Here is a 22,107-nt window from a genome sequence, read left to right as displayed (position 1 = left end):
CCCCCGAGATGTCACAGAATCGGGGTCTGTCTTGTCTTAGCTGGTGAACGGCAAGAGATGGAGGACGCGAGTGCGCAAGATCTTGGTGGTGGGTGGCGGTTACGCCGGCTTCTACACGGCCTGGCGGCTGGAGAAGAAACTCCGCCGCGGCGAGGCCGAGGTGACGGTGGTCGATCCCCGCCCCTACATGACCTACCAGCCGTTCCTGCCCGAGGTACTGGCGGGATCGATCGAGGCGCGGCACGCAGCCGTGTCCCTGCGGCGGCACCTGCGCAGGACGAAGCTGCTCGCCGGGACGGTCACCTCGATCGACCACGCGCACCGGACTGTCACGGTCCACCCCGCGCAGGGACCCGACTTCGCCGTCGGCTACGACATCATCGTCGTCACCGCCGGAGCGATGACCCGCAAGTTCGCCATCCCCGGGGTCGCCGAGCAGGCGATCGGCATGAAGCACGTCGAGGAGGCGGTCGCGATCCGGGACCGCCTGCTCACCGCCTTCGACCAGGCGGCCGTGCTCGAACCCGGACCGCAGCGGCAACGCCTGCTGACGGTCACCTTCGTGGGCGGCGGATTCTCCGGCGTCGAGGGCTTCGGCGAACTGCTGTCGCTCGCGACCGGCCTGCTCAAGTCGTACCCCGAACTGTCCCCGGCGGACCTCGCCTTCCACCTGGTGGAGGCGAAGGACAGGATCCTGCCCGAGGTCACCGACGGCCCGGGCAAGTGGGTCGTGCGCTCGCTGGAGAAGCGCGGCGCGCAGGTGCACCTGAACTCCCAGGTCGTGTCGGCGAAGGACGGCCATGTGGTGCTGTCGGACGGTACGGAGTTCGACTCCGAGCTGATCGTCTGGACGGCCGGCAACGCCGCGACCCCGCTGGTCCACAAGCACACCGACCTGCCCGTCGACCACCGCGGCCTGCTCCAGGTCCGGGCCGATCTCCGGGTCGGCACCGAGACCGAGCCCGTGCCGGATGCCTGGGGCGCGGGCGACGACGCGGCGGTACCGGACCTGGCCTCGCCGACGCACGACGTGCTGACGGTGCCCAACGCCCAGCACGCCGTACGGCAGGGCAAGCATCTGGCCCGCAACCTGCTGGCGACGCTGCGCGGCCGCCCGACGAAGAACTACGTCCACCACAGCCTCGGCTCCGTGGCGACCCTAGGCCTCGGGCGCGGCATCTTCCAGTACCGGCGGATCGTGATCAAGGGGTTCCCGGCCTGGCTGATGCACCGTGGGTACCACGTCCTGGCCGTGCCGACCTGGGAGCGGAAGATCCGCGTGCTGGCCATCTGGCTGACCGCCCTCTTCTACGGCCGCGACATCGTCTCCCTGGCCTCCGTGCAACACCCCCGGGAAGCCTTCGTGAACGATGGCGAAACCCGGGCGATCGCAGCGGAGGCGGAGCCGTCGAAGGTCGAGGCGGAGCCGCCTAAGGTCGAGTCGCAGAAGGTGGCTACGACAGCCTGATCCAGGTGTGCGTCAGCCTTGGTCTGATGCCGTCCGGGAGGCCGCCTCACCGTCGCTGAGTTGGTCGGCGTGGTCCTGTGTGGCGGCCCAGCTGGCCAGGAGCTTCAGGGCGTCGGCGGTGGGAGTATCGGGGGCTGCGGTGTAGACGAGCAGGACCAGGCCCGGGTCGGACGGGAACTCCATCGCCTCGAAGTCGAGGTCGAGGGTGCCGACCACCGGGTGGTGCAGCTTCTTCTTGCCGGTCCGGTGGAAGCGGACGTTGTGAGCGGCCCAGCGGGTGCGGAAGATCTCGCTCCGGGTGGAGAGCTCGCCGATGAGCTCGGTCAGCGCCTTGTCGTGCGGGTTGCGGCCGGCCTCGGAGCGGAGGATCGCCGCGATGTCGGATGCGGCCCGCTCCCAGTCGACGAAGAACTCCTGCGACGCCGGGTCGAGGTACACGAAGCGCGCCGTGTTCGCCGGACGACGCGGGTCGGCGAGCATCGGCGCGTACAGGGCTCGGGCCAGCCGGTTCGCGGCGAGCAGGTCGTGCCGCCCGTTGCGAACCCAGGCGGGAGCGTCCGTGATCGAGTCGAGGATCTGCTGGATGACCGGGCGCACCTGCTTGGCCGGGGAGCTCCGCCGCCCGGAGGCCGGAGCAGGAGTGGCCTCGCGGGCGAGCGCGAACAGGTGCGAGCGCTCGGCCTCATCCAGTTGCAGCGCCCGGGCCAGCGAGTCGAGCACGGTCTCGGAGGCGCCGGACAGGTTCCCGCGCTCCAGCCGCACGTAGTAGTCCACCGAGACGCCCGCCAGCATCGCGACCTCTTCGCGCCGCAGCCCGGTCACCCGGCGATTACCCCCGTACGCCGGGAGCCCGGCCTGCTCCGGGGTGATGCGGGCACGCCGGGAGCTGAGGAACTCGCGGATCTCGCCTCGTTGGTCCATGCCTACCACCGTACGGCGGGTCCCGGTGGCGAAGGAGGCACTGGCATTACCTGGAACAACAGGCACTCCCACACCCGCTCGCGACGCAGTTCACTGGACATCATGCGAGCCACTTACATGTACGGCGCCGGCGACGTACGGGTGATCGACGTACCCGATCCGGTGATCCAGCAACCGACCGATGCCCTGGTCCGGGTGGTCAGCTCCTGCGTCTGCGGCAGCGACCTGCACCCGTACCACAACCTGCCGGTGCTGCCCGAGGGCAAGCCGATGGGCCACGAGTTCCTCGGCGTCGTCGAGGAACTCGGTGCCGAGGTCTCGACGCTGAAGAAGGGCGACTTCGTCATCTCGCCGTTCGCCTGGTCCGACGGGACCTGCGACCTGTGCCTCGAAGGGCTGCAGACTTCCTGCCGTCACGGTGGGTTCTGGGCGGGCAACGGCATCGGGGGCGGTCAGGCCGAGGCGATCCGCGTGCCGTTGGCGGACGGCACTCTCGTCAAGGCACCCGTGGGCGAGGACTCCGAACTGCTGCCGTCGCTGCTGACCCTGTCGGACGTCTACGGCACCGGCTACCACGCCGCACTCAAGGGTGGAGTCACCGCGCGGACGACGGTCACCGTGATCGGCGACGGCGCGGTCGGACTCCTGGCAGTCCTGTCTGCGAGCCAACTCGGGGCCGAGCAGATCATCCTGATGGGCCGGCACAAGGACCGCACCGACCTGGGCATCGAGTTCGGCGCGACCCACGTCGTGGCCGAGCGTGGTGAGGAAGGGATCACCAAGGTCCGCGAACTCACCCGCGGCGACGGGACCCACGTAGTACTCGAGGCTGTCGGGCACATGCCTGCTTACGAACAGGCTCTCGGCGTGATCCGCCCGGGCGGCGTGATCAGCCGCGTCGGCGTACCGCAGTACGAAGAGGCGCCGGTCGGCTTCGGCAGCCTGTTCGGCCAGAACATCACGCTCACCGGTGGTCCGGCTCCAGCCCGTGCCTACATCGAGCGCCTGCTGCCCGACGTCCTCGACGGCAAGGTCAACCCCGGCAAGGTCTTCGACCGAACCGTCTCCCTCGAGGACTCCCCGGCCGCGTACGAGGCCATGGACACCCGCCAAGCCCTGAAGGTGATGATCAAATGACCCCGGCCCAGAAGCTCATCGGCGACTTCGCTCCGAAGCTCGTCTCCCTCACCGACGAGACGCTCTTCGGCGACGTCTGGGCCCGGTCCGAGCTGTCTCCGCGGGACCGGAGCCTCATCACTGTCGCCAGCCTCATCACCGGCGGCAACACCGAGCAACTCCGCGGCCATCTCACCCGGGCCAAGGACAACGGCCTCACCGAGACGGAACTCAAAGAGGTCATCATCCACCTGGCCTTCTACGCCGGCTGGCCGAAGGCCATGTCCGCGATCGTCCTCGCCAAGGAACTCTTCGCACCCGAAGAAGATCCCGACCGATGACCAGAGCTTGGAGCAGTGAGGAGCTTCAACGCATCGGCGGTACGACGGAGGTACAGGTCAGCTCCGAGCGAGGGGACGGCACGGTTCGCCCCTACGTCACCATCTGGATCGTCCGGGTCGGCGACGAGCTTTACGTGCGATCCGCCTACGGGACCGACAATCCCTGGTACCGCCGGGCCAAGGCGAGCGGAGCGGGCCGGATCCGCGCGGGTCGCTTCGAACGCGGGGTGACGTTCGCCGAGGCTGGGAGCCAGGTTCATCCAGCGATCGATGCGGCTTACCACGCGAAGTACGACCGTTACGGTCCTCAGATCGTCGGTACCGTCGTGGGAGACGGGGCTGCCGCCGGCACGCTGCGGCTCGTGCCCCGCGACTGAAATGTTGTTCTTTCGACCACGCGACACAGGAGCGACTGATGGAGTACGTACGTCTTGGCAACTCGGGGCTGAAGGTCAGCCGGATCGCGCTGGGTTGTATGAGTTTCGGGGACACGTCGCGGGGGTTCAGTGAATGGGCGCTCGACGACGCGGGGGCCGAACCGATCTTCCGGCAGGCGGTCGAGCTCGGGATCAACTTCTGGGACACGGCCAACGTGTACGGGTTCGGGAGTTCCGAGGAGATCGTCGGGCGGGCGATCGGCAAGTACACGAAGCGCGACGACGTCGTGCTGGCGACCAAGGTGCACTTCAAGATGCACGACGGGCCGGGCGGTTCGGGACTGTCGCGCAAGGCCATCATGGAGAACATCGACGCCTCGCTCTCGCGGCTCGGCACCGACTACGTCGACCTCTACCAGATCCACCGCTTCGACCGCGAGACACCGGTCGAGGAGACGATGGAGGCCCTGCACGACGTCGTCAAGGCCGGCAAGGCCCGATACCTCGGCGCCTCGTCGATGTGGGCCTGGCAGTTCTCCAAGCTCCAGTACACCGCCGATCTGCACGGCTGGACCCGCTTCGTCTCGATGCAGAACCAGTACAGCCTGATGCAGCGCGAGGAGGAGCGCGAGATGTTCGGGCTGCTCGCCGACCAGGGCGTCGGCAGCATCCCGTGGAGCCCGCTCGCCAAGGGCCGGCTCGCCCGCCCGTGGGGCACCCAGACCCACCGCGCCGACACCGACCCCGTCGGTCAGCGTTTCTTCGCCGCCAACGACCAGCCGATCGCCAACGCCGTGCAGCGCATCGCCGAGACCCGCGGCGTCCCGATGGCGCATGTGGCCCTCGCCTGGGTGCTGAAGAACCCCGTCGTGACCGCGCCGATCGTCGGCCCGACCAAGTCCCAGCACCTCCCGGACGCGGTCGCCGCACTCGACCTCGAGCTCACCCCCGAGGAGGTCACCGCCCTCGAGGACTCCTACAGCCCGCGCCCACCCACCGGCTACTGACAGTCCCGAGTACTGCGCGCCGGCATCATCGGCATCACCTGGGAATGGGCTGACCCGGTACGCCGTAGCGGCGTACCGGGTCGTCGGCGTCAGAAGCCGGGGAAGACCTTGCGCAGGTCGTCCAGCGTCAGTCGCTCGCTGGTGAACTCCACCGCGGCCGGCGTGTACTGCGCGGCGTGCCGGCCAGTGACCAGGCGGACGAAGTACTCGGCCGGTGCCGTGAGTACGGCGTCAGCGGGCTGCGGTACCTCGGCCAGGCGGACGGTGTCCTCGATGAGCAGTCCGAAAGCCCGGTCCGGTTCGACGGTGTTCACGGCGATCCGGGCGGCGCCGTCGAGCTGGTCAGCCTTGCCGACCCAGGCGAGCGTCTGACCGATGCCGTCGAGCAGTGCTTCCGTCGCCTCCGGGGCGAGCACCGCGGCCGGATCGAAAGCGACCCGTACGTCCCAACTGTGCAAGGTGAACTCGCTGAGCCGCATCCGGGCGGCGGTGTCGACGTCGACCGGCTCGGGCAGGAAGCCGAAATCGATCCGAAGGTCCTCGTGCTGACGCTCGTCCAGGCCCTCGTAGAACTGCAGCAGCTTCTCGTTGGCGGCGAGGAAGCCGGCCGCCTGCTCCCCCGGCGACATCGCGTCCCAGCGAGCCCACGTCGCCTTGTTGAAGTCGCCGCCCGGTGCGCCGGTGCCGGCGACCGCGCCCTCGAGGGTGGCGAGGTTGATCTCGGCGCCGCTGCCCAGGTGACTAAGGACCTGCGCCACCGTCCACTCCGACGCGGCAGACCCGCGAGTGAGGTCCTCCGCCCGGAACTTCGCCACCAGTCTGTCGAGGTCGTCGTGCCCGGCACGCAGGACCTGGATGGTCTGGTCGGCTTGCTTGCTCATCAGGAGACTCCCGCAGGTCGTTGAATGGTCCACCAACCATCAGCAACGCTACCGCCGGATTCCTTCCCGCCGGTACGGAGCCTGCTGTGTGGAGCCCCGCCGTACGGAGCCCGGCGCGCGGCGGGGCTCCGTGCAGGGGGCTGGTCAGAGCCGGATGGACTTCTTGTTCATGAACTCCTCGATGCCGGCCGGACCGAGCTCGCGGCCCATGCCGGAGCGCTTGATGCCGCCGAAGGGGAGGTCGGCCTGGGACCCGCCGGCGCTGTTGAGGTAGACCATGCCGGCCTCGATCTGGCGGGCGACCCGGCTGGAGCGTTCCCGGTCGGTGCCGAAGACGCTGGCGCCGAGGCCGAAGGGGCTGTCGTTCGCGATGGCGATCGCCTGCTCCTCGGTCTCCGCCCGGAAGACGATCACGACCGGGCCGAAGATCTCCTCGTAGTACGCGTCCATCTCCGGCGTCACGTCCGTCAGCACGGTGGCTTCGAAGAAGGCGCCGGGACCGATCCGGCGGCCGCCGGTGCGCAGGGTGGCGCCTTGTTCGAGGGCCTTCTCGACCTGCGCGGCCACCTCGTCGGCCGCCGCGATCGAGGCGAGCGGCGGCAGTTTCGTCTCGGGGTCCGCCGGGTCGCCGGGCAGGTAGAAGTCGGCCACGCGTTTGGTCAGCCGATCGACGAACTCGTCGTAGAGGTCGGCCAGCACGATCATCCGCTTCGGCGCGTTGCAGGACTGGCCGCAGTTGCGCATCCGCGCGGTCGCCGTCGCCTTGACGGTCTCGTCCAGGTCGTCGGTGTCGAGCACGATCAGCGGGTCGGACCCGCCGAGCTCGAGCACGGTCTTCTTGAGGTTCCGGCCGGCCTCGGCGGCGACTGAGATCCCCGCCTGCTCGCTGCCGGTCAGGGAGACACCCTGGATCCGCGGGTCGGCCAGGATCGCCGGGATCTGCGACGAGGACGCGAACGTGTTCACGTACACGTCCTCCGGTACGCCGGCGTCGCGGAGTACGGACTCGATCGCGACGGCCGAGCGGGGGCAGATCGAGGCGTGCTTCAGCAGGATCGTGTTGCCCAGCACCAGGTTCGGCGCGACGAAGCGGGCCACCTGGTAGATCGGGAAGTTCCAGGGCATGACGCCGAGCAGCGGGCCGATCGGGCCCTTGGTGATGACCGCCTCGCCGCCTTTGATCGTCATCGGCTCGTCGGTCAGCAGGTCCGGCCCGTTGTCCGCGTAGTAGTTGAAGATGTCGACCACGATGGCGATCTCGCCGCGGCCCTCGTTGATCCGTTTGCCCATCTCCAGGGTCATGATCGCGGCCAGTTCGTCGGCCCGTTCGGCGAACAGCTCGGCCGCCCGGGAGACGATCTTCGCGCGGTCGGCGACCGTACGGCGCCGCCACGAGTCATAACCGCGGTGCACGCGATCGATCGCAGCGCGGACCTCCTCGTCGGTCGCGTTCTCGATCTGCTCGATGAGTTCACCCGTCGCCGGGTTGGTGACTGCGTACATGGGGGACGAGTCCTCCGTTCTCTACGACAGTGCGCAAGCGGACAGGCTAACTGCTCTAGTACATACTGTATACACTCATCTCACTCCCCAGCCACCTCACGACCCCGGAGATCGCTACAGTGCCCCGATGATCTTCCGGCGCAGCACGTTCACCAGCACGATCGCGGACCTCGAGACGGGCGTACGCGCCCGCGACACCGAGGCCGCCGACCGGGCCTTCGACCAGCTGCAGAAGAGCTTTGCGAAGGCCGGCCCGGACGAGATCGCGGCCGGCGCCCCCAGGCTGGCGGCGCTGCTGCCCGAAGTACCGCTCGGTCCGCGGTCGATGCTCGCGGTGATCATCGGCGCCTGCGTCGAGCGCGGGGCCGATCCGGCCGGCTGCGCTCCCGCCGTACTCCGGGAGGTGGGCGCGGTGCTGACCGAGGTGCGGGCGTTCGTCGACCAGTGGGCGTCCACGGGCGGCGGCGAACTGCCGGTGGTCGACCAGCAAGGGCCGAGCGACGAGGTGGTGGCCCGGGTCGGGGCGTCGGCTGCGTTGGCCTGGTGGACCCTGCAGCAGTGGGAGATGGCGGCGCTCGCGATGCTCAACGACCAGAACGTCCGGACGGCATTGTCCGACCGCGACGAACTGTTGACTGCCGCGCTGTCGCTCTACGAGGCAACCCAAGGTGACCTGAAGTGTCTGACCTACGCACTCCTCGTGCTGGACGACGAGCCACTGGTCGCGCTGCACCGCGAGACGCGGACCGGCTATCTGTTGCGGATGTCCGGGCTCGGCGACAACTTCCAGTTGCACACTCTGCTGGCCGGTGAACTGGTGAGCGGAGGTCACGTGCCCGGCGATGCGCCCAGCGCGCAGGCGGTTGCCGCCTGCCGGGACGCGCCCGGCTTCATCCAGACCACCGGCGCCTTCAACCTGGTCACCGCCGACGGCACCTGGATCTGGAACGAGGGCACGCCGAGCGACATCACTCCCGTCCGAGGCACCCGGCTCGTAGTACTGGACAAGCCTCCATACAGCCGCGGCTGGGATGCGGGGCGGTTCTTCCCTGGCATGCGCGGGTCCCTGACGCTCGAGCGGGTGCTGTCCCCGGAGGAGACCGAGTCCTGGTTCGCCGACGTCTCCCCTGCCAAGGACTTCCACGGAACCACCGCCTAGGGCCGACCGCCGCGAGGACGGCCGACCCCCGGCGTCAGTCGACCAGAGCGAGCGGAGTCGCCGGGCGGTAGAGGGTCTCCCCCGACGACTCGTCGACGATCGCCACCCGCACCTCGTCGGGTTCGTACCGCAGCCTCGGTACTGCGAAGACCGCGGTGGCCGGGCGTTCGCCGTACGCCGCGGTGTAGCTGACGAAGCGCCAGTCGCCTTCGTCCCAGTGATCGCGGATGTCCGATCGCAGGAACGGGTTGACGGACTGGTAGGCGGTACTCCGCAGCAACTGCTGCTGCGTCGCCGCCAGCGGTACCTCGTACGACGCTGTACCGGCCAGCGGATGCGTGAGCCGGACGCGAAGGCGTCGCAGCGGCATCAACCAGTACCGGTCCAGCTCGGCCGACAAGCCGACGAACACCATCGCCTCCACAACCACCAGCGCGATCGACATCGGCTGCACGGACCACCAGCCGATGTCGGCAGTCAACGCCGCCAGAGCCGCGGCAAGGAGCACCCCGGCTCGGGCGATCCCGCGCCACCTCACCGGCGTCGCGGCCGAGCCCATGCAACCGCACGACGACTCGGGCACGACCACCCGCGCATAGATGACATACCCGACGAAGCCCGCCGCGAGTGCCACCGCAGCCAGCGCTTCCACCAGCCACAGGGGCGGTAGCAGCAAGGCGATGGCGATTGCCAGTTCGATCCCGCCGACCGCGCGATACGCCGGAGCGGCGTACCGGTCACCGACCAGGTCCGACAGAGCCGTACGCCGTGCCTTGGCGGCCACGTGCGGCCCATGGAGTTTCCCGTACGACGACCACGCCAGCAGCAGGCCGATCACCAGCGGCTGCACGGCCGCGAGTTGTCCCAGCATCTGCGACCTCCCCGGTCAGGCGGCCGCGTAGATGGTGGCGAGATCGACCTCGTTGGTGTCCGGGCGCCAGGCACCGATCACCTGGGCGTGCTTGCCGACCTTCAGCATCGACAGGTCCGAGATCGCCGCGGTCCCGTTGTAGACCGCCGCGCTGGTCCCGGGCACCACGTGGCCGACCACCTTCTGGCCGTTGTGGTCCAGGTACAGCACGTTCTTGCCGATCGCGGTGATGTGCACCTTGAGGTTGACGATGTTCACCCAGACCGACTCGGCGGCGAGCAGACCGCCGGGCATCAGCACCCCGCGGGCGTACAGGCCGTCGCCGACGAGCACCTGGTCGACCGTGGTGGGCCGCAACTTCCAGACGCTGGTCCCGCCGGTGAGCTGGATCCGGTGCAGGCGGCCGTCCGAGCCGGACGCCATCACCACGCTTCCGTCGCGGCTGACGACGCGACCTTCGGCGAAGTTCGGATCCGGCTGGCCGGGCTCGGGCAGTTGCGCCCTTGCGGCGAAGGCCGTTTCGGGTGCGAGCGAGCCCATCGCGGTCGCGCCGACGAGCGTTGCGCTGGTGCCGAGCACCGCGCTGGTGAGCAGGGTGCGACGTCCGATCGTTCCAGTCATCTCAGTCACTCCCCTCAACCCACGTTGACCGAGCACGGGATCAGACCGGCGTTCAGGCTCGCGATCGCACTGAAGGCCGCGGGCGTCAGATCGATGATCCGGTTCGACGCGCAGGTGCCGCCGCAGCAGGCCCGCTCGCCGCAGAACAGATCCGTCTGCGGACCGCAGTCCGCGATCGAGGTGACCACCCGGGCGCCGTTGCACAGGTTGGTGGTCGAGTGCCGGAACCCGCAGGTCCGCCGCGACATCGCGGTGACCCCACAGCGGTCCGGCCGGGTGATCGAGTAGCACGCGTCCGACGTGTTCGGCCACGCGTGCTGGAACTTGCCTGAATGACAGGTGCCACAGGCACCGGTTCCCGCGCTGCCGCACGGGCCCCACGAATTACCGCAACAGAACCACGAAACCTCGCCGTTCACTCCAGCCATGACAATTCCTCCTAGGTCTCAGGGCGGATCGACCCATGTCTTTTCAGTTGTACTCTCGCTCCGTGATATATGCACCACCCTGCGTCATCTTCAGGAAATTTCTTACTGCCCCAACCGGCGCCGGGTGGCGGCAGTTTGCCGGTAGCGGCCAGAAGTGGACAGGGGAAAACCGTCGCTTCGCGGCTGACCGGAGGGGCATGCTTGGGGGCACGAAAGTCCGCCCATCGTCGATCGGATACCGCCCGTGCCCGTTCAACGGAAGTCCCGCCTTGCCCTGAGGCTGGCCGCAGTACTGGGGTCAGCCGCCGTCGCGGGAGTCGCACTCGCCGCTCCCGCCCCCATCACGGCCGCCGCCGATCCGGCGCCGGCCTCCGCCCAGCCGGACCCGGCCAACCCGTGGCAGTACGACCACTGGCCGCAGACCCAGCCGTGGCAGCAGTCGTCCCCCCTGATCGCGAACCGGCTCGCCCAGCCCGGCTTCGGCGCGCCCATCGACCCGCAGAACTGGGTCAACCCGGACCACATGACGTGGGCCGACTACAAGTTGCCGCCCGGCACCAACTGGGCCGATCCCTCGAAGAAGGGCTCGGTCCGGACCTTCAAGGGCGCGCTCGTGCTGGTCGACTACCCGAACCAGCCGTTCGTGATCACCCAGCCGAAGGGCTCCACGCCGTTCGGCAACCCGAGCGCCGAGGCCAACGGAGTACCGCGGGCCGAGGTCGCCGACTTCTACCGCGACTTCCTGAACAAGCCCGGCGCGCTGAACCGCGGCCACACCATCCACGAGTACTGGATGGAGGACTCCGGCGGCCGGTACGGCGTCGACCTCACCTCGTTCGGCGCTTACCAGATGCCCGGCAAGTCGTACGAGTACGCGATGGAGTTCCAGGGCGGCACCGGCTGCCCGGCCGGTGACTCCTGCAACAAGAACCTGCGCACCGACGCGCGAGCCGCCTGGGTCGCCGACGTCGGAGCAGAGGTGCCTGCCGGGTTCGACTTCGTCTTCTACCTGAGCGCCGGGCAGGACGAGTCGTCCACCTGGCAGGAGTTCGGGCCGATGAAGTTCCCGACCAAGGAGGACGTCTCCGACACCTTCGGCCCGCCGGACCCGGCCCTGCCGAACTGGACCCGCACCCGGTACGTCGAGTGGACCTCCTGGGCCTCGGGTTCGACCCTCTGGCCGAACGCCGGCGGTGGATCCACCACGCAGGCCGAGAGTTCCGGCATGTCGGTCTTCGCGCACGAACTGAGCCACGTGCTCGGCATCGGCGACAATTACAACAACCCGTACGGCGTACCACCCCGGCGTGCGTACAGCGGGATCTGGGAGATGCTCAGCCGCGGTACGTTCAACGGCCCGGGTGGTCCACACAGCCGCTGGATGATCCCGGCCACGGGTGGCGCCTCGATGGGCGCGCAACACATGCTGCGCAACAAGATCAAGCTGCAGATGGTCGACGAGCAGAACGTACTCCGGCTGTCGCGCGAGGGGCTCGCCGAGTCCGGCGTGGTGATCGCCGACGTGACCGCCCGGGTGAACCAGCCCGGGCCGAAGGGCTTGTCGGGTATCAACCTCGTGCTCGGCACCGGCGATCTCTCCCCGGCGTGCAACGTCACCACCGATCCGCTGTGCGACGGCGGCGGCTACAACAACTACACGCTCGAGGTCGTCGATCGGGTCGGCACGGACTCGTTCACGCCCGACTCCGGCGTCCTGCTGGCCAAGACCAAGAACCAGGACCAGGCGCCCTTCGAGTGGGTCGTCGACGCGAACCCGCAGGACATCGGGATGACCGACTACGTGCTGCCCGACGGCACCGAGGTCCCGATCACGATCGGCGACTACCGCCAACTGTCGGACGCGCTGTTCCACGCCGGCACCAACTCCGGCAGCGAGTTCGAGTACGTCGACGCGGCGAACAAGCTGCACTTCTACGTGACGAACGTGCGCCGCGACAAGGTCGGCGTCCTCTCGTACACGGTGGCGGTCAAGTCCCTCGACGGAGCAGGCCCGCAGAAGCGCGGCGTCCGGTTGCTGCCGACCGTCGGGCTCCCCGGCCGTGACGGCGTCTCCACCTGCGCCTTCCCGCTAACCAACACCGGCAAGACCGCTCCGGCCGGCGGCCACCCGGAGGACGTCACGCAGTACCTGAACGGTGACGTCTACCGCGTCGCGGCCAAGATCGACGGCCGCGGCTGGTCGGTCGCCCTCCCGAACGCCCTGGCCACCGCCAAGGCCGGCTCCACCATCAAGATCCCGGTCCAGGCCAAAGCCACCCCCGAGGCCGCCAAGGTAGCCCGAGTAACCCTCACCGCCACCTCCGAAAGCGACCCCACCAAGAAGTCCACCACCACCTGCGTCGCCATCGCGGAGTAGTCGAAATTCGTTTGCCGCTGATGGGGTCGAGTTCGAAGAATGAGCTGCATGCCTGCTCTTGAAGAACTGCATGCCGGCTCTTGAGGTACTGCGCCGACCGGCTTATCCCCGGTCGGCGCAGTACGACTTCCAGTGGCAGGTGGACCTCTGCATGGGTCCGAATCCCCTGTGGCTGTTGGAGGATCTGCTGCGCGACGTCGAGCTGCGGCCTGGGATGCGTGTGCTCGATCTCGGCTGTGGACTGGGGATGACCTCGGTCTTTCTCGCCCGCGAGTACGACGTCCAGGTGGTTGCCGCGGACCACTGGATCCCGGCTGCCGCCAACCAGCGACGGTTCGACGAGGCCGGGCTCGGTGGTCGCGTGCAGGCGGTCGATGCCGAGGCGCGTGCGCTGCCGTTCCAGCAGGGCGAGTTCGACGCGATCGTCTCCATCGGCACTTATCACTACTTCGGCACGGACGATCTCTACCTCGGGTATGTCACCCGTTTCCTCAAGCCACACGGCATCCTGGCGATCGCCTCCCTTGCAAGCACCGTCGAGGCGCGCGAACTTGGCGGCCTCCCGGAGCACGTCAGAGCGATCGCCGGACCGGAGGCTCTCTCCTTCCACACCGCCGAATGGTGGCGCTTCCACTGGGAAGAATCGCGCCACGTCGCCGTCACAGCTGTTCGGTCGCAGCCCGTCAGTCCCCACCGGTCGCCAGGATCGTGAGTTCGTCTCTTGTCCAGGTCTTGCTCACTCCTGGCGCTGCCAGCAGGTAGTCGGCGATCTGGTCCGCCGACCATCCGTGCGCCTCACGCAGCCCTGCCGCAATCCAGCCCACGTACGTCGCGCTCGGGGCGGCCGGCTCCAACTCGGACACGTCGCCGTGGGTCACGGTGAACATCGGTACGCCGTCCCGACTCCCCAGCCGCGCAACCGTCTCGTACCGGCCCGGGCCCATCGTGTGCACGACCTCGACGTCTCCGAGCAGCCCGGCGAGATCCCGCGCGAACTCCCCACCCGGCTCGCGCCGCATCTCCTGCGCGGCAACGTCTCCCAGTTGCTCGGCCGTCAGCAGATACGCCCTGCACGCGACCAGTACGGCGCCCTTCACGTCGTAGAAGGCCATTCCACCGCCCCACGCCCGCGACTCGCCTGCGAACATCAACCCACCCGGTACGTTGAGACTCACCACCTGCTCGGGGTCCCGCCTGTCCCGGCAGCCGGGATACTCCCGCATCCCACCCGCGGGACGGCCTCCCGACAGGTAACAACGAAACCGCTCGAATGCGAGGTTCGACCCATAAGCGACGTACCAGACTCGCTGCATCGAGCCTCTCAGACCGGTAGGGGACGTTCGTCGAAGGCCAGGCGCGCCTCCTCCAGAAGAATGCGTGAGGCATCACGGTAGCGACGGTCCGCGTCGGCCGGCGTGTCGCCCACGGCCGTCAGCCCGACCCGGCCGAGTTCGGTCAGGCAGCTGATCATGTGGAAGACGATGCCCACCTGGCGCGACTGGTCGAAATGCAGTCGATGCCGCGCGACGATGTCGAACAGATCGGCCGGCGCGAGTCCCCGCAACAGGTCGGACTCGAGATGGTCGGTTGCCACCAGGTGCTTCTCGTGTCCCGCTGGTGTCATGAAGAGCGCGGTGACGGGGTCGTAGCGGCCATCGGTCAGGAACTGAAGGGTGAGGAACGGATGCGTTGTGCCGCCCTTGCGCAGATTGAGCTCGATCGCATAGGGCGTCCACTCCCCGCTGGAGCCACGTACCACGACGAAGTCCACTGCGAACCGCCCGAGCGCGCCTTCGCGAGCGACGCGTTGTCCGATCGCTTCGGCGTGCTCGGTGATCAGGCGCGCGTACTCGGCGGCCGCAGGAAACACACAGCCCAGGTAGCTCTGACCGCTCGCGCCCCCGAGCAATTGGTCATGGGTGGAGAGGAGCTCGACCTCGCCGGACGGGAGCACGCGCAGCTGAACGCTCGGGCTGCGAAGCTCCTCCCCGACGATCCGTTCCTCCACGATTCCGCCATTCTCGGCGTACTTGGCGATGTAGGCCTCGAAGGCGGTGGTCTGCGACTCCAGCTCCATCGCCTGCAACCGCTTCATCACCTCGGCCCGCTCATCCGTCGAGCTCGGCGCCGGCAGGCCGGTCAGCCGGACCACGGCGTTTCCTTCTCCCGAGACGCCTTCGTTGAGCTTCACGATCGCGCTGTCCATCGATGGTCGCTCGGCTCGCATCCGCACCAAGGCGTCCGCTATGTCATCGACCGTGCGCAGATTCTCCGCGCCCAGCGGATGAGGCACTCCGACCTCGGCGAACAACCGGCGACACCCGGATTTGGATCCGAGATCCGCCAGCCGTGGATCTGCGCCGTACATGGGAATGCCGAGGCTCAGCGCGACGTCACGCTCAAGCTCGGTGGTGTTGTACGGCACCAGATGGGAACGCGCGGGATTCGGGATGAGCGCTCTGATGCGCTGCATCAGCTGTGGCCGGTCCAGCAGCTTCTCGCTCAGCGGGACCGGCGAGGCGTCGTTGACCGCGATCAGCGACAGCCGCGCTCGCGCGTGGCTGGGGATCACTCCGGGCAGCAGGCTGAGGTAGTACTCGACGATCTCCGGCGCGACGGGCATCGAGGTCACGTAGACCAGCCGCAGCCGCGGTTCGCGCAGCAGCATCAAGAGGAAGAGGAACCTCTCCTCATAGGCCTCCATGATCGTCCCGGTCCCGACCGTCTCCGCCTTGTCCAGTGAGATCGACGGGATGATGACGACCGACTCGTCCTCGTAGTTGAGCTTCATCACGTCCCACACCGCGGCCATTCGCGCCTGCAGGCGGTCGAAGTACCGGTAACGATCCTGCTCGCTGAGTGCGGAAAGTCTGACCGCGGTGGCCCGCTCGGCGGTCCACAAGTCGCCGGTCATGACACGGTCCTGGCGTTGTCGATGCCCCTGACGCTGAAGGCATGAACGGACCGGCTGAAGCCACGCACCTCGCGGTTGCCGCTGTCCTCACCGACGACCAGGTCGCCCGCCGCCGAGTAGACCCGCTCGGTCACCAGGATCTGCCACGGGTCCGCATCTGCGCACAGCCGGGCCGCGAGGTTCGTCACGCTCCCGATCGCGGCGTAGTCGAGCCGGCTGTCGAAGCCGATCTTGCCGAGGGTGGCGTAGCCCTGGGCGATCCCGATCCCCAGCCCCAGGTCATGCCCGCGCCGGCGCCAGGCTTCCGCCAGCCCGCGTACCCGCGTTCGCATCGCCACGCTCATCCGGATTGCACGAAGCGGTCCGTCCTCGCAGCGCACCGGGTCGTTGAAGAACACCATCAGGCCATCGCCGGCGAACCGCTCCAGCGTGCCCTCGAACCGGAAGATCAGGTCGCCGAGCGCGTGGTGGTACTCCTCCAGCACGCCCATCACCTCTTCCGGCTCACTCGCCTCGGCGAACGTGGTGAAGCCACGCAGGTCGCAGAAGACGACCACGATCTCGCGCCGGTGGCTCTCGAGGAGGGACTCGTCGCCGGAGTCCACGATCAGCTCGGCCAATTGCGGTGAGAGGAACCGCCGCAGCCGGCTCATCCGCTGCAGCTGTGTCACCTGGGTCTCGACCCGCGATTCCAGCTCCTGGTTCCACGCCGCCAACTCCGCAGCCTGCCGCTTGATGGTGTCCTGGTACCGCTTGATCCGCCCCAGCGAGGCGACCCGTGCCAGCAACTCGCTCTGGTTGACCGGCTTTGTCAGGAAGTCGTCCGCTCCCGCTTCGAGTGCCTTCAACTTCTGCTCATCCCCGCTGGCGGTCACCATCACGACCGGCAGGTAGGCGGTGTCGACCTGTCCCCGGATCCGCCGGCAGACCTCGTATCCGTCCATCCCCGGCATCACGATGTCGAGCAGGACCAGGTCGATATCGTCCGCGGCGATCGTCCGCAGTGCCTCGTCCCCCGACGACGCCGTCCGTACGTCGTACCCGCGTGGCGCGAGGATCGCCTCGAGCAGCCGTACGTTGGCCGGTTGGTCGTCGACAACGAGCACGGTGGAGCTGGAAATGGTCATGTCACGCCTCCGAGCCTGAGAAAATCGCGGATCTGCTGAGGAAGGCGACGCACACTGATCGGCTTCTCGACGTAGCCGGAGAAGCCGGAGTCGAAGGCACGCTCGCGGTCGTGGTCCATCGCGAACGCCGTCACCGCGACCACTGGCACGCCGCGGGTCCGATCGCTCGCCCTGATCTGCCGGAGAGCCTCGACGCCGTCGATCCCAGGGAGTTGCAGATCCATCAGGATCAGGTCAGGCGACTCCTCCACGGCCAGTCGGACCCCGTCTTCGCCTGAGGTCGCCTCGAGCACCTCGTACCCGGAGTACTGCAGCACGTCTCTGACCAGCTTGAGGTTCTTCGGGTTGTCCTCGACCACCAGAATGCGGCCCGGACTCATGACGGCGGCCCCTCGATCCCTGGTTCGGCCGAGCCCAGGACGCCCGTCGCTACGAGGGCGTTCAGCAACGCATCGCGGCTGACCGGTTTGACCAGATAGGCGGCCGCTCCCAGCGCGGCACCGCGAGCTTGCTCGTCGACGATCGACACTACGATCACCGGGATTCTCCTTGTCTCGGGCTCTGTCTTCAGTGCCTGCAGCACCGCCCAGCCGTCAATGCCCGGTAGCCGAATGTCCAGCAGTACGGCCGCCGGCCGCACCCGGCGGACCGCGTCGAGACCGGTCTGACCATCGCCGGCCGTAGTGACTTGAAGGTCGGCACCGGCCAAGTAGGCCGTCATCAGGTCCAGCGACGGCCGGTCGTCCTCGATCACGACGACAGCACCGACCGGCCGACGCGTCGGGCCCGGCCGGTCCACGACCTCACGGCTTCGCAGCGAGAACCCGAAGGTGCTTCCGACGCCGACCTCGCTCTCCAGCCACATCTTGCCGCCGAGCAGCTCGACAATGCGGCGGGACAGAGTCAGGCCGAGCCCCGTGCCCTCCTCCTGCGACGGTCCCCTACCGCCCTGCTGGAACGACTCGAAGATCCGCTCGCGGTCCCCGAGTGGTACGCCGATCCCCGTGTCGGTGACGGTGATCTCGATCTCCGAACCGGTCCGGGACGCACGGACCACCACCGAGCCGCCGTCCCTGGTGAACTTCACCGCGTTCGTCATCAGGTTCAGCACCACCTGCTTCAGCCGAAGCTCGTCCGCGTACACGGTCCCGACGTCGGGACCGACCTCGACGCTGACGTCGATCCCGTGCAGGGCCGCTCGCTCGCGCAGCATCGAGGCCGTGTTGTCCAGCAGCGCATGCAGTTCGAAGGTCGAGTACGCCAGTTCCATCCGGCCTGCCTCGACCTTGGACAGGTCGAGGATCTCGTTGAGCAGTTCCAGCAGGTGCTTGCCCGAGCCGTGAATGTCGCGCAGGTACTCCTCCTGGCGTTCGTTGACCTCGCCGAACATCTGCTCCAGCAGCACCTCGGAGAAGCCAAGTACCGCGTTCAGCGGCGTCCGCAGCTCGTGGGACATGCTCGCCAGGAACTCCGACTTGTGGCGACTGGCCACCTCGAGCTCCGCGCTGCGCTCCTCCAGCTCGCGGTACAGCTGAGCGTTGAGCAGGGCAAGTGCCGACTGATCGGCGAACATCTCCAGCAGAGCAAGCGACTCCTCGGAGAACTCTCCGGGCTGCTTACGGCGTACCACCAGGGCGCCGACGATCTGCCCCTCTCGCAGCATCGGTACCGCGGCGACCGACCGCCAGCCTGCGTCGTAGAGAACCTGGAGATGCGGATCGAGGTCGGCCGCGCCGAGGTCCGCGAGCACCAGTGGTCGACCGAGCTTCGCGGCGCGGCCGACCAGCGTCTCGTCGAGGTGGATCCGCGTGGCCCTCAGACGCTCGACGACACTCGGCTCGGTCCGGTAGACCCCACGCACCAGGAAGCAACACTCGTCATCGGCGTACTCCATGATCGAACCGCCGTCGGTCGAAGACAGCCTGACCGCGTGCTTGGCGATGGTCGAGAGCACGTTGGCGACATCGAGGCTGGAGTTGACCGCCTCGCCGACCTCGCGGAGCGCTTCCAGTTGCCCGACCTTCCGCGCCAGCTCGGCACCACGGGCCTCGAGTTGACGAACCAACTTCACGCCGTTGACTGCCATCGCTGCCTGGCCGGCGAAGGCGGTGACAATGGCCTGCTCGCGGTCGTCGAACGGGCTGACCACGTTGCGCCAGACAGTCAGCGCCCCGACAACCTCGTCGTCGACGAGCATCGGTGCGCCCATCGTGGTGCGGAAGCCGGTGACCCGTTGGAGGTCCTGGCGGCCGAAGTCGGGGTCGGCGAGGACGTCGGCGATCTGCTGCGTGGTGTGGTCCAGGCCGACGCGGCCGATCAGAGTCTGGCGATCGATCGGCATCGGATGCTCGGTGATGAAGCGGATCGACTCCTCGGACAACCCGACCGCCTTGATCAACCGGTAGAAGCCGTTCTCGAGGAGGTAGAGGTGGGCGGCCTGCGATCGGCACAGTCGGCGGGCGCTCTCGACGATGGTGGTCAGCACTCTGTCAGGGTCACCGGCCGACCGGCCGATCGCGGACAGCACCTCGTTGGCGGCGGCGAACTGGTCGGTCAGGGCCGTGAAATCCCGTCGGAGCCGCTCGTGCTCCACTGCAGTGACGGCGCCCCCAGCGGGCGCCCGATCGGCCATCGCGTCCTCCCCATCGCCGGACCACCGGCGACCCCCTTTCGAGTGTGCCGAAGATGCCGGACGCCGACAACACACGGTCGCCTCCGGCTGAGGACGATTGGGACAACCTCGCGCAATACAGCTTGGAAGCTGGGGGTAGTGAACATGAAACTTCATATTCCGTCCATCGGGTGTTCCGGTTAGGGTGCCTGCGATGCAGCGCTGGTGTTGAACGCTCCACCCGTCCGCCCCGATGAGGAGACCCAGTCATGCCAGAGCTCAATCGCCGGAGGTTTCTCCAGCTGGCCGGTGGTACCGCGGCCTTCGCAGCGATGTCGAACAGCATCGAGCAGGCCGCCGCGATCCCGGCCCATCGCCGGCACGGCACCATCAAGGACGTCGAGCACATCGTCGTGCTGATGCAGGAGAACCGGTCCTTCGACCACTACTTCGGCTCGCTCAAGGGCGTCCGTGGGTTCGGTGACCCGCGGCCGGTGACGCTGCCGAGCGGCAAGTCGGTCTTCCACCAGACCGGCGGCGGCAAGGAGGTTCTGCCCTTCCACCCCGAGGCCGACGATCTCGGCATGCAGTTCCTGCAGGGCCTCGCGCACAGCTGGCCGGACGGCCACCAAGCGATCAACAACGGCAAGTACGACCAGTGGGTGCCGGCCAAGACGGCGCCGACGATGGCGTACCTGACCCGGGACGACATCCCCTTCCACTACGCGCTGGCCGACAAGTTCACCATCTGCGACTCGTACCACTGCTCCTTCATCGGCGCCACCGATCCGAACCGGTACTACATGTGGACCGGGTACACCGGCAACGACGGCACGGGCGGCGGCCCGGTACTCGGCAACGACGAACTCGGCTATGGCTGGACCACCTACCCGGAGCGGCTCGAGCAGGCCGGGGTGTCGTGGAAGATCTACCAGGACATCGGCGACGGCCTGAACGCCGACGGGAGCTGGGGCTGGATCGAGGACGCATACCGGGGCAACTACGGCGACAACTCCTTGCTGTACTTCAACCAGTACCGCAACGCCTCCCCCGGCAATCCCCTGTACGACAAGTCCCGCACCGGCACGAACGCGAAGGCCGGTGACGGCCTCTTCGACCACCTCCGCGCGGACGTCAAGAGCGGCAACCTCCCGCAGATCTCCTGGATCGCGGCGCCCGAGGCGTTCACCGAGCACTCGAACTTCCCGTCGAACTACGGCGCCTGGTACATCTCGCAGGTGCTCGACGCGCTGACGGCCGACCCGGACGTCTGGAGCAAGACCGCCTTCTTCATCACCTACGACGAGAACGACGGCTTCTTCGACCACGTCGTACCGCCGTACCCGCCGTCGTCGGCGGCGCAGGGACTGTCCACCACCGACGTCGCCCCCGACCTCTACCCGGGTGGCCCGCGGTACGCCGCCGGGCCGTACGGCCTCGGTCCGCGCGTGCCGATGCTCGTGGTCTCGCCGTGGAGCACGGGTGGTTACACCTGCTCCGAGGTCTTCGACCACACCTCGATCATCCGGTTCATGGAGCGCCGGTTCGGCGTGCACGAGCCGAACATCTCGCCCTGGCGCCGGGCGGTCTGCGGCGACCTGACGTCGGCCTTCGACTTCAGCCACGAGGACAACCGGCCCGACCGCTTGCCCGACACGTCTGCCTACGAGCCGCCGGACAACGAGCGGCACCCGGACTACCGGCCGACGCCGCCTGCGGTCGGGAGCGTGCCGGGCCAGGAGCGCGGCGCGCGGCGTACCAGGCCGTTGCCCTACGCACCGACCGTGGACGGCGCGGTGGTTGCCGGCGGCAAGTTCAGCCTGACGTTCCGGTCCGGTACGGCGGCCGGCGGGCAGTTCCTGGTCACCTCCGGGAACCGCTCCGACGGCCCCTGGACCTACACGACCGAGGCCGGCAAGTCGATCGCCGACACCTGGAACACCGCGCACTCCGGCGGCCTGTACGAACTGACCGTGCACGGCCCGAACGGATTCCTCCGGACCTTCCACGGCAAGCCCGTCGCCGGTCTCGAGGTGGCCGCCAAGCACAACGCCCGCAGCGGTGACCTCGACCTGACGATCACCAACAACGGCGACGCCATCGCCACGGTCACCATCACGAACACCTACGGCGGCAAGCCCAAGACCCTCAAGCTCCGGGCCGGCAGCCACGCGAAGTACACGGTCGACCTCGCCCACAGCCGCCGCTGGTACGACGTGGTCGTCACCGCCGACGCCCTCCTCAGAAGGCTCGCCGGCCACGTCGAGACCGGCGACCCCGGCCTCAGCGACCCCGCCATCATCACGGACTGACCGGGGGGGCCGGACCTCCGGCCCATCAATTGACGCCCCGCACCGCCGCGCAGGCGCTCGGCCAGCCGGCCAT

20 protein-coding genes are annotated in these 22,107 nt (G+C 68.2%); 9 read left to right on the top strand and 11 right to left on the bottom strand.

Annotated elements, in window-relative coordinates:
- Nucleotides 1-70 precede the first annotated feature (70 nt).
- The gene (locus EV648_RS25175) at nucleotides 71-1,468 is read left to right on the top strand and encodes an NAD(P)/FAD-dependent oxidoreductase (RefSeq protein WP_132296511.1); all 1,398 of its coding nucleotides are present in this window, start codon (nucleotides 71-73) and stop codon (nucleotides 1,466-1,468) included.
- Nucleotides 1,469-1,480: 12 nt separating this feature from the next.
- Here the strand turns inward: EV648_RS25175 and EV648_RS25170 are convergent, their stop codons facing one another.
- A complete protein-coding gene (locus EV648_RS25170; protein WP_132296508.1) occupies nucleotides 1,481-2,389 on the bottom strand; it encodes a helix-turn-helix transcriptional regulator in 909 nt (302 codons plus the stop codon).
- A 102-nt stretch (nucleotides 2,390-2,491) separates the two neighbouring features.
- On the opposite strand from EV648_RS25170, the gene EV648_RS25165 reads away from it, so the two are divergent.
- The 4 genes from EV648_RS25165 to EV648_RS25150 are packed head-to-tail and all read left to right on the top strand — an operon-like array spanning nucleotide 2,492 to nucleotide 5,230.
- Nucleotides 2,492-3,526, top strand: a complete 1,035-nt coding sequence (locus tag EV648_RS25165) for an alcohol dehydrogenase catalytic domain-containing protein (protein WP_132296505.1) — start codon at nucleotides 2,492-2,494, stop codon at nucleotides 3,524-3,526.
- On the top strand, nucleotides 3,523-3,846 hold the full coding sequence (locus EV648_RS25160; protein ID WP_132296503.1) for a carboxymuconolactone decarboxylase family protein: 324 nt from the start codon (nucleotides 3,523-3,525) through the stop codon (nucleotides 3,844-3,846). The genes EV648_RS25165 and EV648_RS25160 overlap by 4 nt, the downstream gene beginning before the upstream one ends.
- Nucleotides 3,843-4,223 carry a DUF2255 family protein gene (locus EV648_RS25155; protein ID WP_132296500.1) on the top strand — a complete coding sequence of 127 codons (381 nt, stop codon included), beginning with the start codon at nucleotides 3,843-3,845 and terminating at the stop codon, nucleotides 4,221-4,223. The genes EV648_RS25160 and EV648_RS25155 overlap by 4 nt, the downstream gene beginning before the upstream one ends.
- Nucleotides 4,224-4,261: 38 nt before the next feature.
- The gene (locus tag EV648_RS25150; protein WP_132296497.1) at nucleotides 4,262-5,230 is read left to right on the top strand and encodes an aldo/keto reductase; all 969 of its coding nucleotides are present in this window, start codon (nucleotides 4,262-4,264) and stop codon (nucleotides 5,228-5,230) included.
- Between the two features lie 89 nt (nucleotides 5,231-5,319).
- On the opposite strand, the gene EV648_RS25145 is transcribed toward EV648_RS25150, so the two are convergent.
- Together EV648_RS25145 and EV648_RS25140 are read right to left on the bottom strand one after the other, a co-directional pair.
- Nucleotides 5,320-6,111, bottom strand: coding sequence for a maleylpyruvate isomerase family mycothiol-dependent enzyme (locus EV648_RS25145; protein WP_132296494.1), 792 nt, complete (start codon nucleotides 6,109-6,111; stop codon nucleotides 5,320-5,322).
- Nucleotides 6,112-6,255: 144 nt separating this feature from the next.
- A complete protein-coding gene (locus tag EV648_RS25140; protein ID WP_132296491.1) occupies nucleotides 6,256-7,614 on the bottom strand; it encodes an NAD-dependent succinate-semialdehyde dehydrogenase in 1,359 nt (452 codons plus the stop codon).
- Nucleotides 7,615-7,741: 127 nt separating this feature from the next.
- On the opposite strand from EV648_RS25140, the gene EV648_RS25135 reads away from it, so the two are divergent.
- On the top strand, nucleotides 7,742-8,773 hold the full coding sequence (locus EV648_RS25135; protein WP_132296488.1) for a hypothetical protein: 1,032 nt from the start codon (nucleotides 7,742-7,744) through the stop codon (nucleotides 8,771-8,773).
- Nucleotides 8,774-8,807: 34 nt separating this feature from the next.
- On the opposite strand, the gene EV648_RS25130 is transcribed toward EV648_RS25135, so the two are convergent.
- The 3 genes from EV648_RS25130 to EV648_RS25120 are packed head-to-tail and all read right to left on the bottom strand — an operon-like array spanning nucleotide 8,808 to nucleotide 10,693.
- On the bottom strand, nucleotides 8,808-9,644 hold the full coding sequence (locus EV648_RS25130) for a MauE/DoxX family redox-associated membrane protein (protein WP_199234800.1): 837 nt from the start codon (nucleotides 9,642-9,644) through the stop codon (nucleotides 8,808-8,810).
- A 15-nt stretch (nucleotides 9,645-9,659) separates the two neighbouring features.
- Nucleotides 9,660-10,265: a cell wall protein gene (locus tag EV648_RS25125; RefSeq protein WP_132296485.1), complete on the bottom strand. Its 606-nt coding sequence runs from the start codon at nucleotides 10,263-10,265 to the stop codon at nucleotides 9,660-9,662.
- Nucleotides 10,266-10,279: 14 nt separating this feature from the next.
- A complete protein-coding gene (locus EV648_RS25120) occupies nucleotides 10,280-10,693 on the bottom strand; it encodes a hypothetical protein (RefSeq protein WP_132296482.1) in 414 nt (137 codons plus the stop codon).
- A gap of 244 nt (nucleotides 10,694-10,937) precedes the next feature.
- Here EV648_RS25120 and EV648_RS25115 point away from each other — a divergent pair, with 244 nt between their 5' ends.
- Nucleotides 10,938-13,070, top strand: a complete 2,133-nt coding sequence (locus EV648_RS25115) for a M6 family metalloprotease domain-containing protein (RefSeq protein ID WP_132296479.1) — start codon at nucleotides 10,938-10,940, stop codon at nucleotides 13,068-13,070.
- A gap of 70 nt (nucleotides 13,071-13,140) precedes the next feature.
- Nucleotides 13,141-13,782, top strand: a complete 642-nt coding sequence (locus tag EV648_RS25110) for a cyclopropane-fatty-acyl-phospholipid synthase family protein (protein WP_132296476.1) — start codon at nucleotides 13,141-13,143, stop codon at nucleotides 13,780-13,782.
- Here EV648_RS25110 and EV648_RS25105 read toward each other — a convergent pair.
- The 5 genes from EV648_RS25105 to EV648_RS25085 all read right to left on the bottom strand — a co-directional run bounded on the left by EV648_RS25105 (nucleotide 13,754) and on the right by EV648_RS25085 (nucleotide 19,743).
- Complete coding sequence (locus tag EV648_RS25105) at nucleotides 13,754-14,293, bottom strand: histone deacetylase (protein WP_199234799.1); 540 nt, start codon at nucleotides 14,291-14,293, stop codon at nucleotides 13,754-13,756. The two genes, EV648_RS25110 and EV648_RS25105, sit on opposite strands and share 29 nt — an antisense overlap.
- Before the next feature lie 98 nt (nucleotides 14,294-14,391).
- A complete protein-coding gene (locus EV648_RS25100; protein ID WP_132296470.1) occupies nucleotides 14,392-15,984 on the bottom strand; it encodes a peptide ligase PGM1-related protein in 1,593 nt (530 codons plus the stop codon).
- The gene (locus tag EV648_RS25095; protein ID WP_132296467.1) at nucleotides 15,981-17,111 is read right to left on the bottom strand and encodes an adenylate/guanylate cyclase domain-containing protein; all 1,131 of its coding nucleotides are present in this window, start codon (nucleotides 17,109-17,111) and stop codon (nucleotides 15,981-15,983) included. Before EV648_RS25095 ends, EV648_RS25100 begins: the two co-directional genes overlap by 4 nt.
- A complete protein-coding gene (locus EV648_RS25090) occupies nucleotides 17,108-17,491 on the bottom strand; it encodes a response regulator (protein ID WP_132188652.1) in 384 nt (127 codons plus the stop codon). The genes EV648_RS25095 and EV648_RS25090 overlap by 4 nt, the downstream gene beginning before the upstream one ends.
- A complete protein-coding gene (locus EV648_RS25085; protein ID WP_158294061.1) occupies nucleotides 17,488-19,743 on the bottom strand; it encodes a GAF domain-containing protein in 2,256 nt (751 codons plus the stop codon). Before EV648_RS25085 ends, EV648_RS25090 begins: the two co-directional genes overlap by 4 nt.
- 248 nt (nucleotides 19,744-19,991) lie before the next feature.
- On the opposite strand from EV648_RS25085, the gene EV648_RS25080 reads away from it, so the two are divergent.
- The gene (locus EV648_RS25080; protein ID WP_132296461.1) at nucleotides 19,992-22,034 is read left to right on the top strand and encodes a phosphocholine-specific phospholipase C; all 2,043 of its coding nucleotides are present in this window, start codon (nucleotides 19,992-19,994) and stop codon (nucleotides 22,032-22,034) included.
- The last annotated feature ends 73 nt before the right edge of the window (nucleotides 22,035-22,107 follow it).

Origin of the sequence: Kribbella sp. VKM Ac-2568, assembly GCF_004345365.1 — a bacterium.
GTDB lineage: Bacteria > Actinomycetota > Actinomycetes > Propionibacteriales > Kribbellaceae > Kribbella > Kribbella orskensis.
This window is presented reverse-complemented; position numbering and strand designations above follow the sequence as displayed.

Bases quoted from the DNA above. Each gene is read 5' to 3' on its own strand.
- EV648_RS25170 (WP_132296508.1), bottom strand. From the start codon at position 2,389: ATGGACCAACGAGGCGAGATCCGCGAGTTCCTCAGCTCCCGGCGTGCC.
- EV648_RS25165 (WP_132296505.1), top strand. From the start codon at position 2,492: ATGCGAGCCACTTACATGTACGGCGCCGGCGACGTACGGGTGATCGAC.
- EV648_RS25160 (WP_132296503.1), top strand. From the start codon at position 3,523: ATGACCCCGGCCCAGAAGCTCATCGGCGACTTCGCTCCGAAGCTCGTC.
- EV648_RS25155 (WP_132296500.1), top strand. From the start codon at position 3,843: ATGACCAGAGCTTGGAGCAGTGAGGAGCTTCAACGCATCGGCGGTACG.
- EV648_RS25150 (WP_132296497.1), top strand. From the start codon at position 4,262: ATGGAGTACGTACGTCTTGGCAACTCGGGGCTGAAGGTCAGCCGGATC.
- EV648_RS25145 (WP_132296494.1), bottom strand. From the start codon at position 6,111: ATGAGCAAGCAAGCCGACCAGACCATCCAGGTCCTGCGTGCCGGGCAC.
- EV648_RS25140 (WP_132296491.1), bottom strand. From the start codon at position 7,614: ATGTACGCAGTCACCAACCCGGCGACGGGTGAACTCATCGAGCAGATC.
- EV648_RS25135 (WP_132296488.1), top strand. From the start codon at position 7,742: ATGATCTTCCGGCGCAGCACGTTCACCAGCACGATCGCGGACCTCGAG.
- EV648_RS25130 (WP_199234800.1), bottom strand. From the start codon at position 9,644: ATGCTGGGACAACTCGCGGCCGTGCAGCCGCTGGTGATCGGCCTGCTG.
- EV648_RS25125 (WP_132296485.1), bottom strand. From the start codon at position 10,265: ATGACTGGAACGATCGGACGTCGCACCCTGCTCACCAGCGCGGTGCTC.
- EV648_RS25120 (WP_132296482.1), bottom strand. From the start codon at position 10,693: ATGGCTGGAGTGAACGGCGAGGTTTCGTGGTTCTGTTGCGGTAATTCG.
- EV648_RS25110 (WP_132296476.1), top strand. From the start codon at position 13,141: ATGCCGGCTCTTGAGGTACTGCGCCGACCGGCTTATCCCCGGTCGGCG.
- EV648_RS25105 (WP_199234799.1), bottom strand. From the start codon at position 14,293: ATGCGGGAGTATCCCGGCTGCCGGGACAGGCGGGACCCCGAGCAGGTG.
- EV648_RS25100 (WP_132296470.1), bottom strand. From the start codon at position 15,984: ATGACCGGCGACTTGTGGACCGCCGAGCGGGCCACCGCGGTCAGACTT.
- EV648_RS25095 (WP_132296467.1), bottom strand. From the start codon at position 17,111: ATGACCATTTCCAGCTCCACCGTGCTCGTTGTCGACGACCAACCGGCC.
- EV648_RS25090 (WP_132188652.1), bottom strand. From the start codon at position 17,491: ATGAGTCCGGGCCGCATTCTGGTGGTCGAGGACAACCCGAAGAACCTC.
- EV648_RS25085 (WP_158294061.1), bottom strand. From the start codon at position 19,743: ATGGCCGATCGGGCGCCCGCTGGGGGCGCCGTCACTGCAGTGGAGCAC.
- EV648_RS25080 (WP_132296461.1), top strand. From the start codon at position 19,992: ATGCCAGAGCTCAATCGCCGGAGGTTTCTCCAGCTGGCCGGTGGTACC.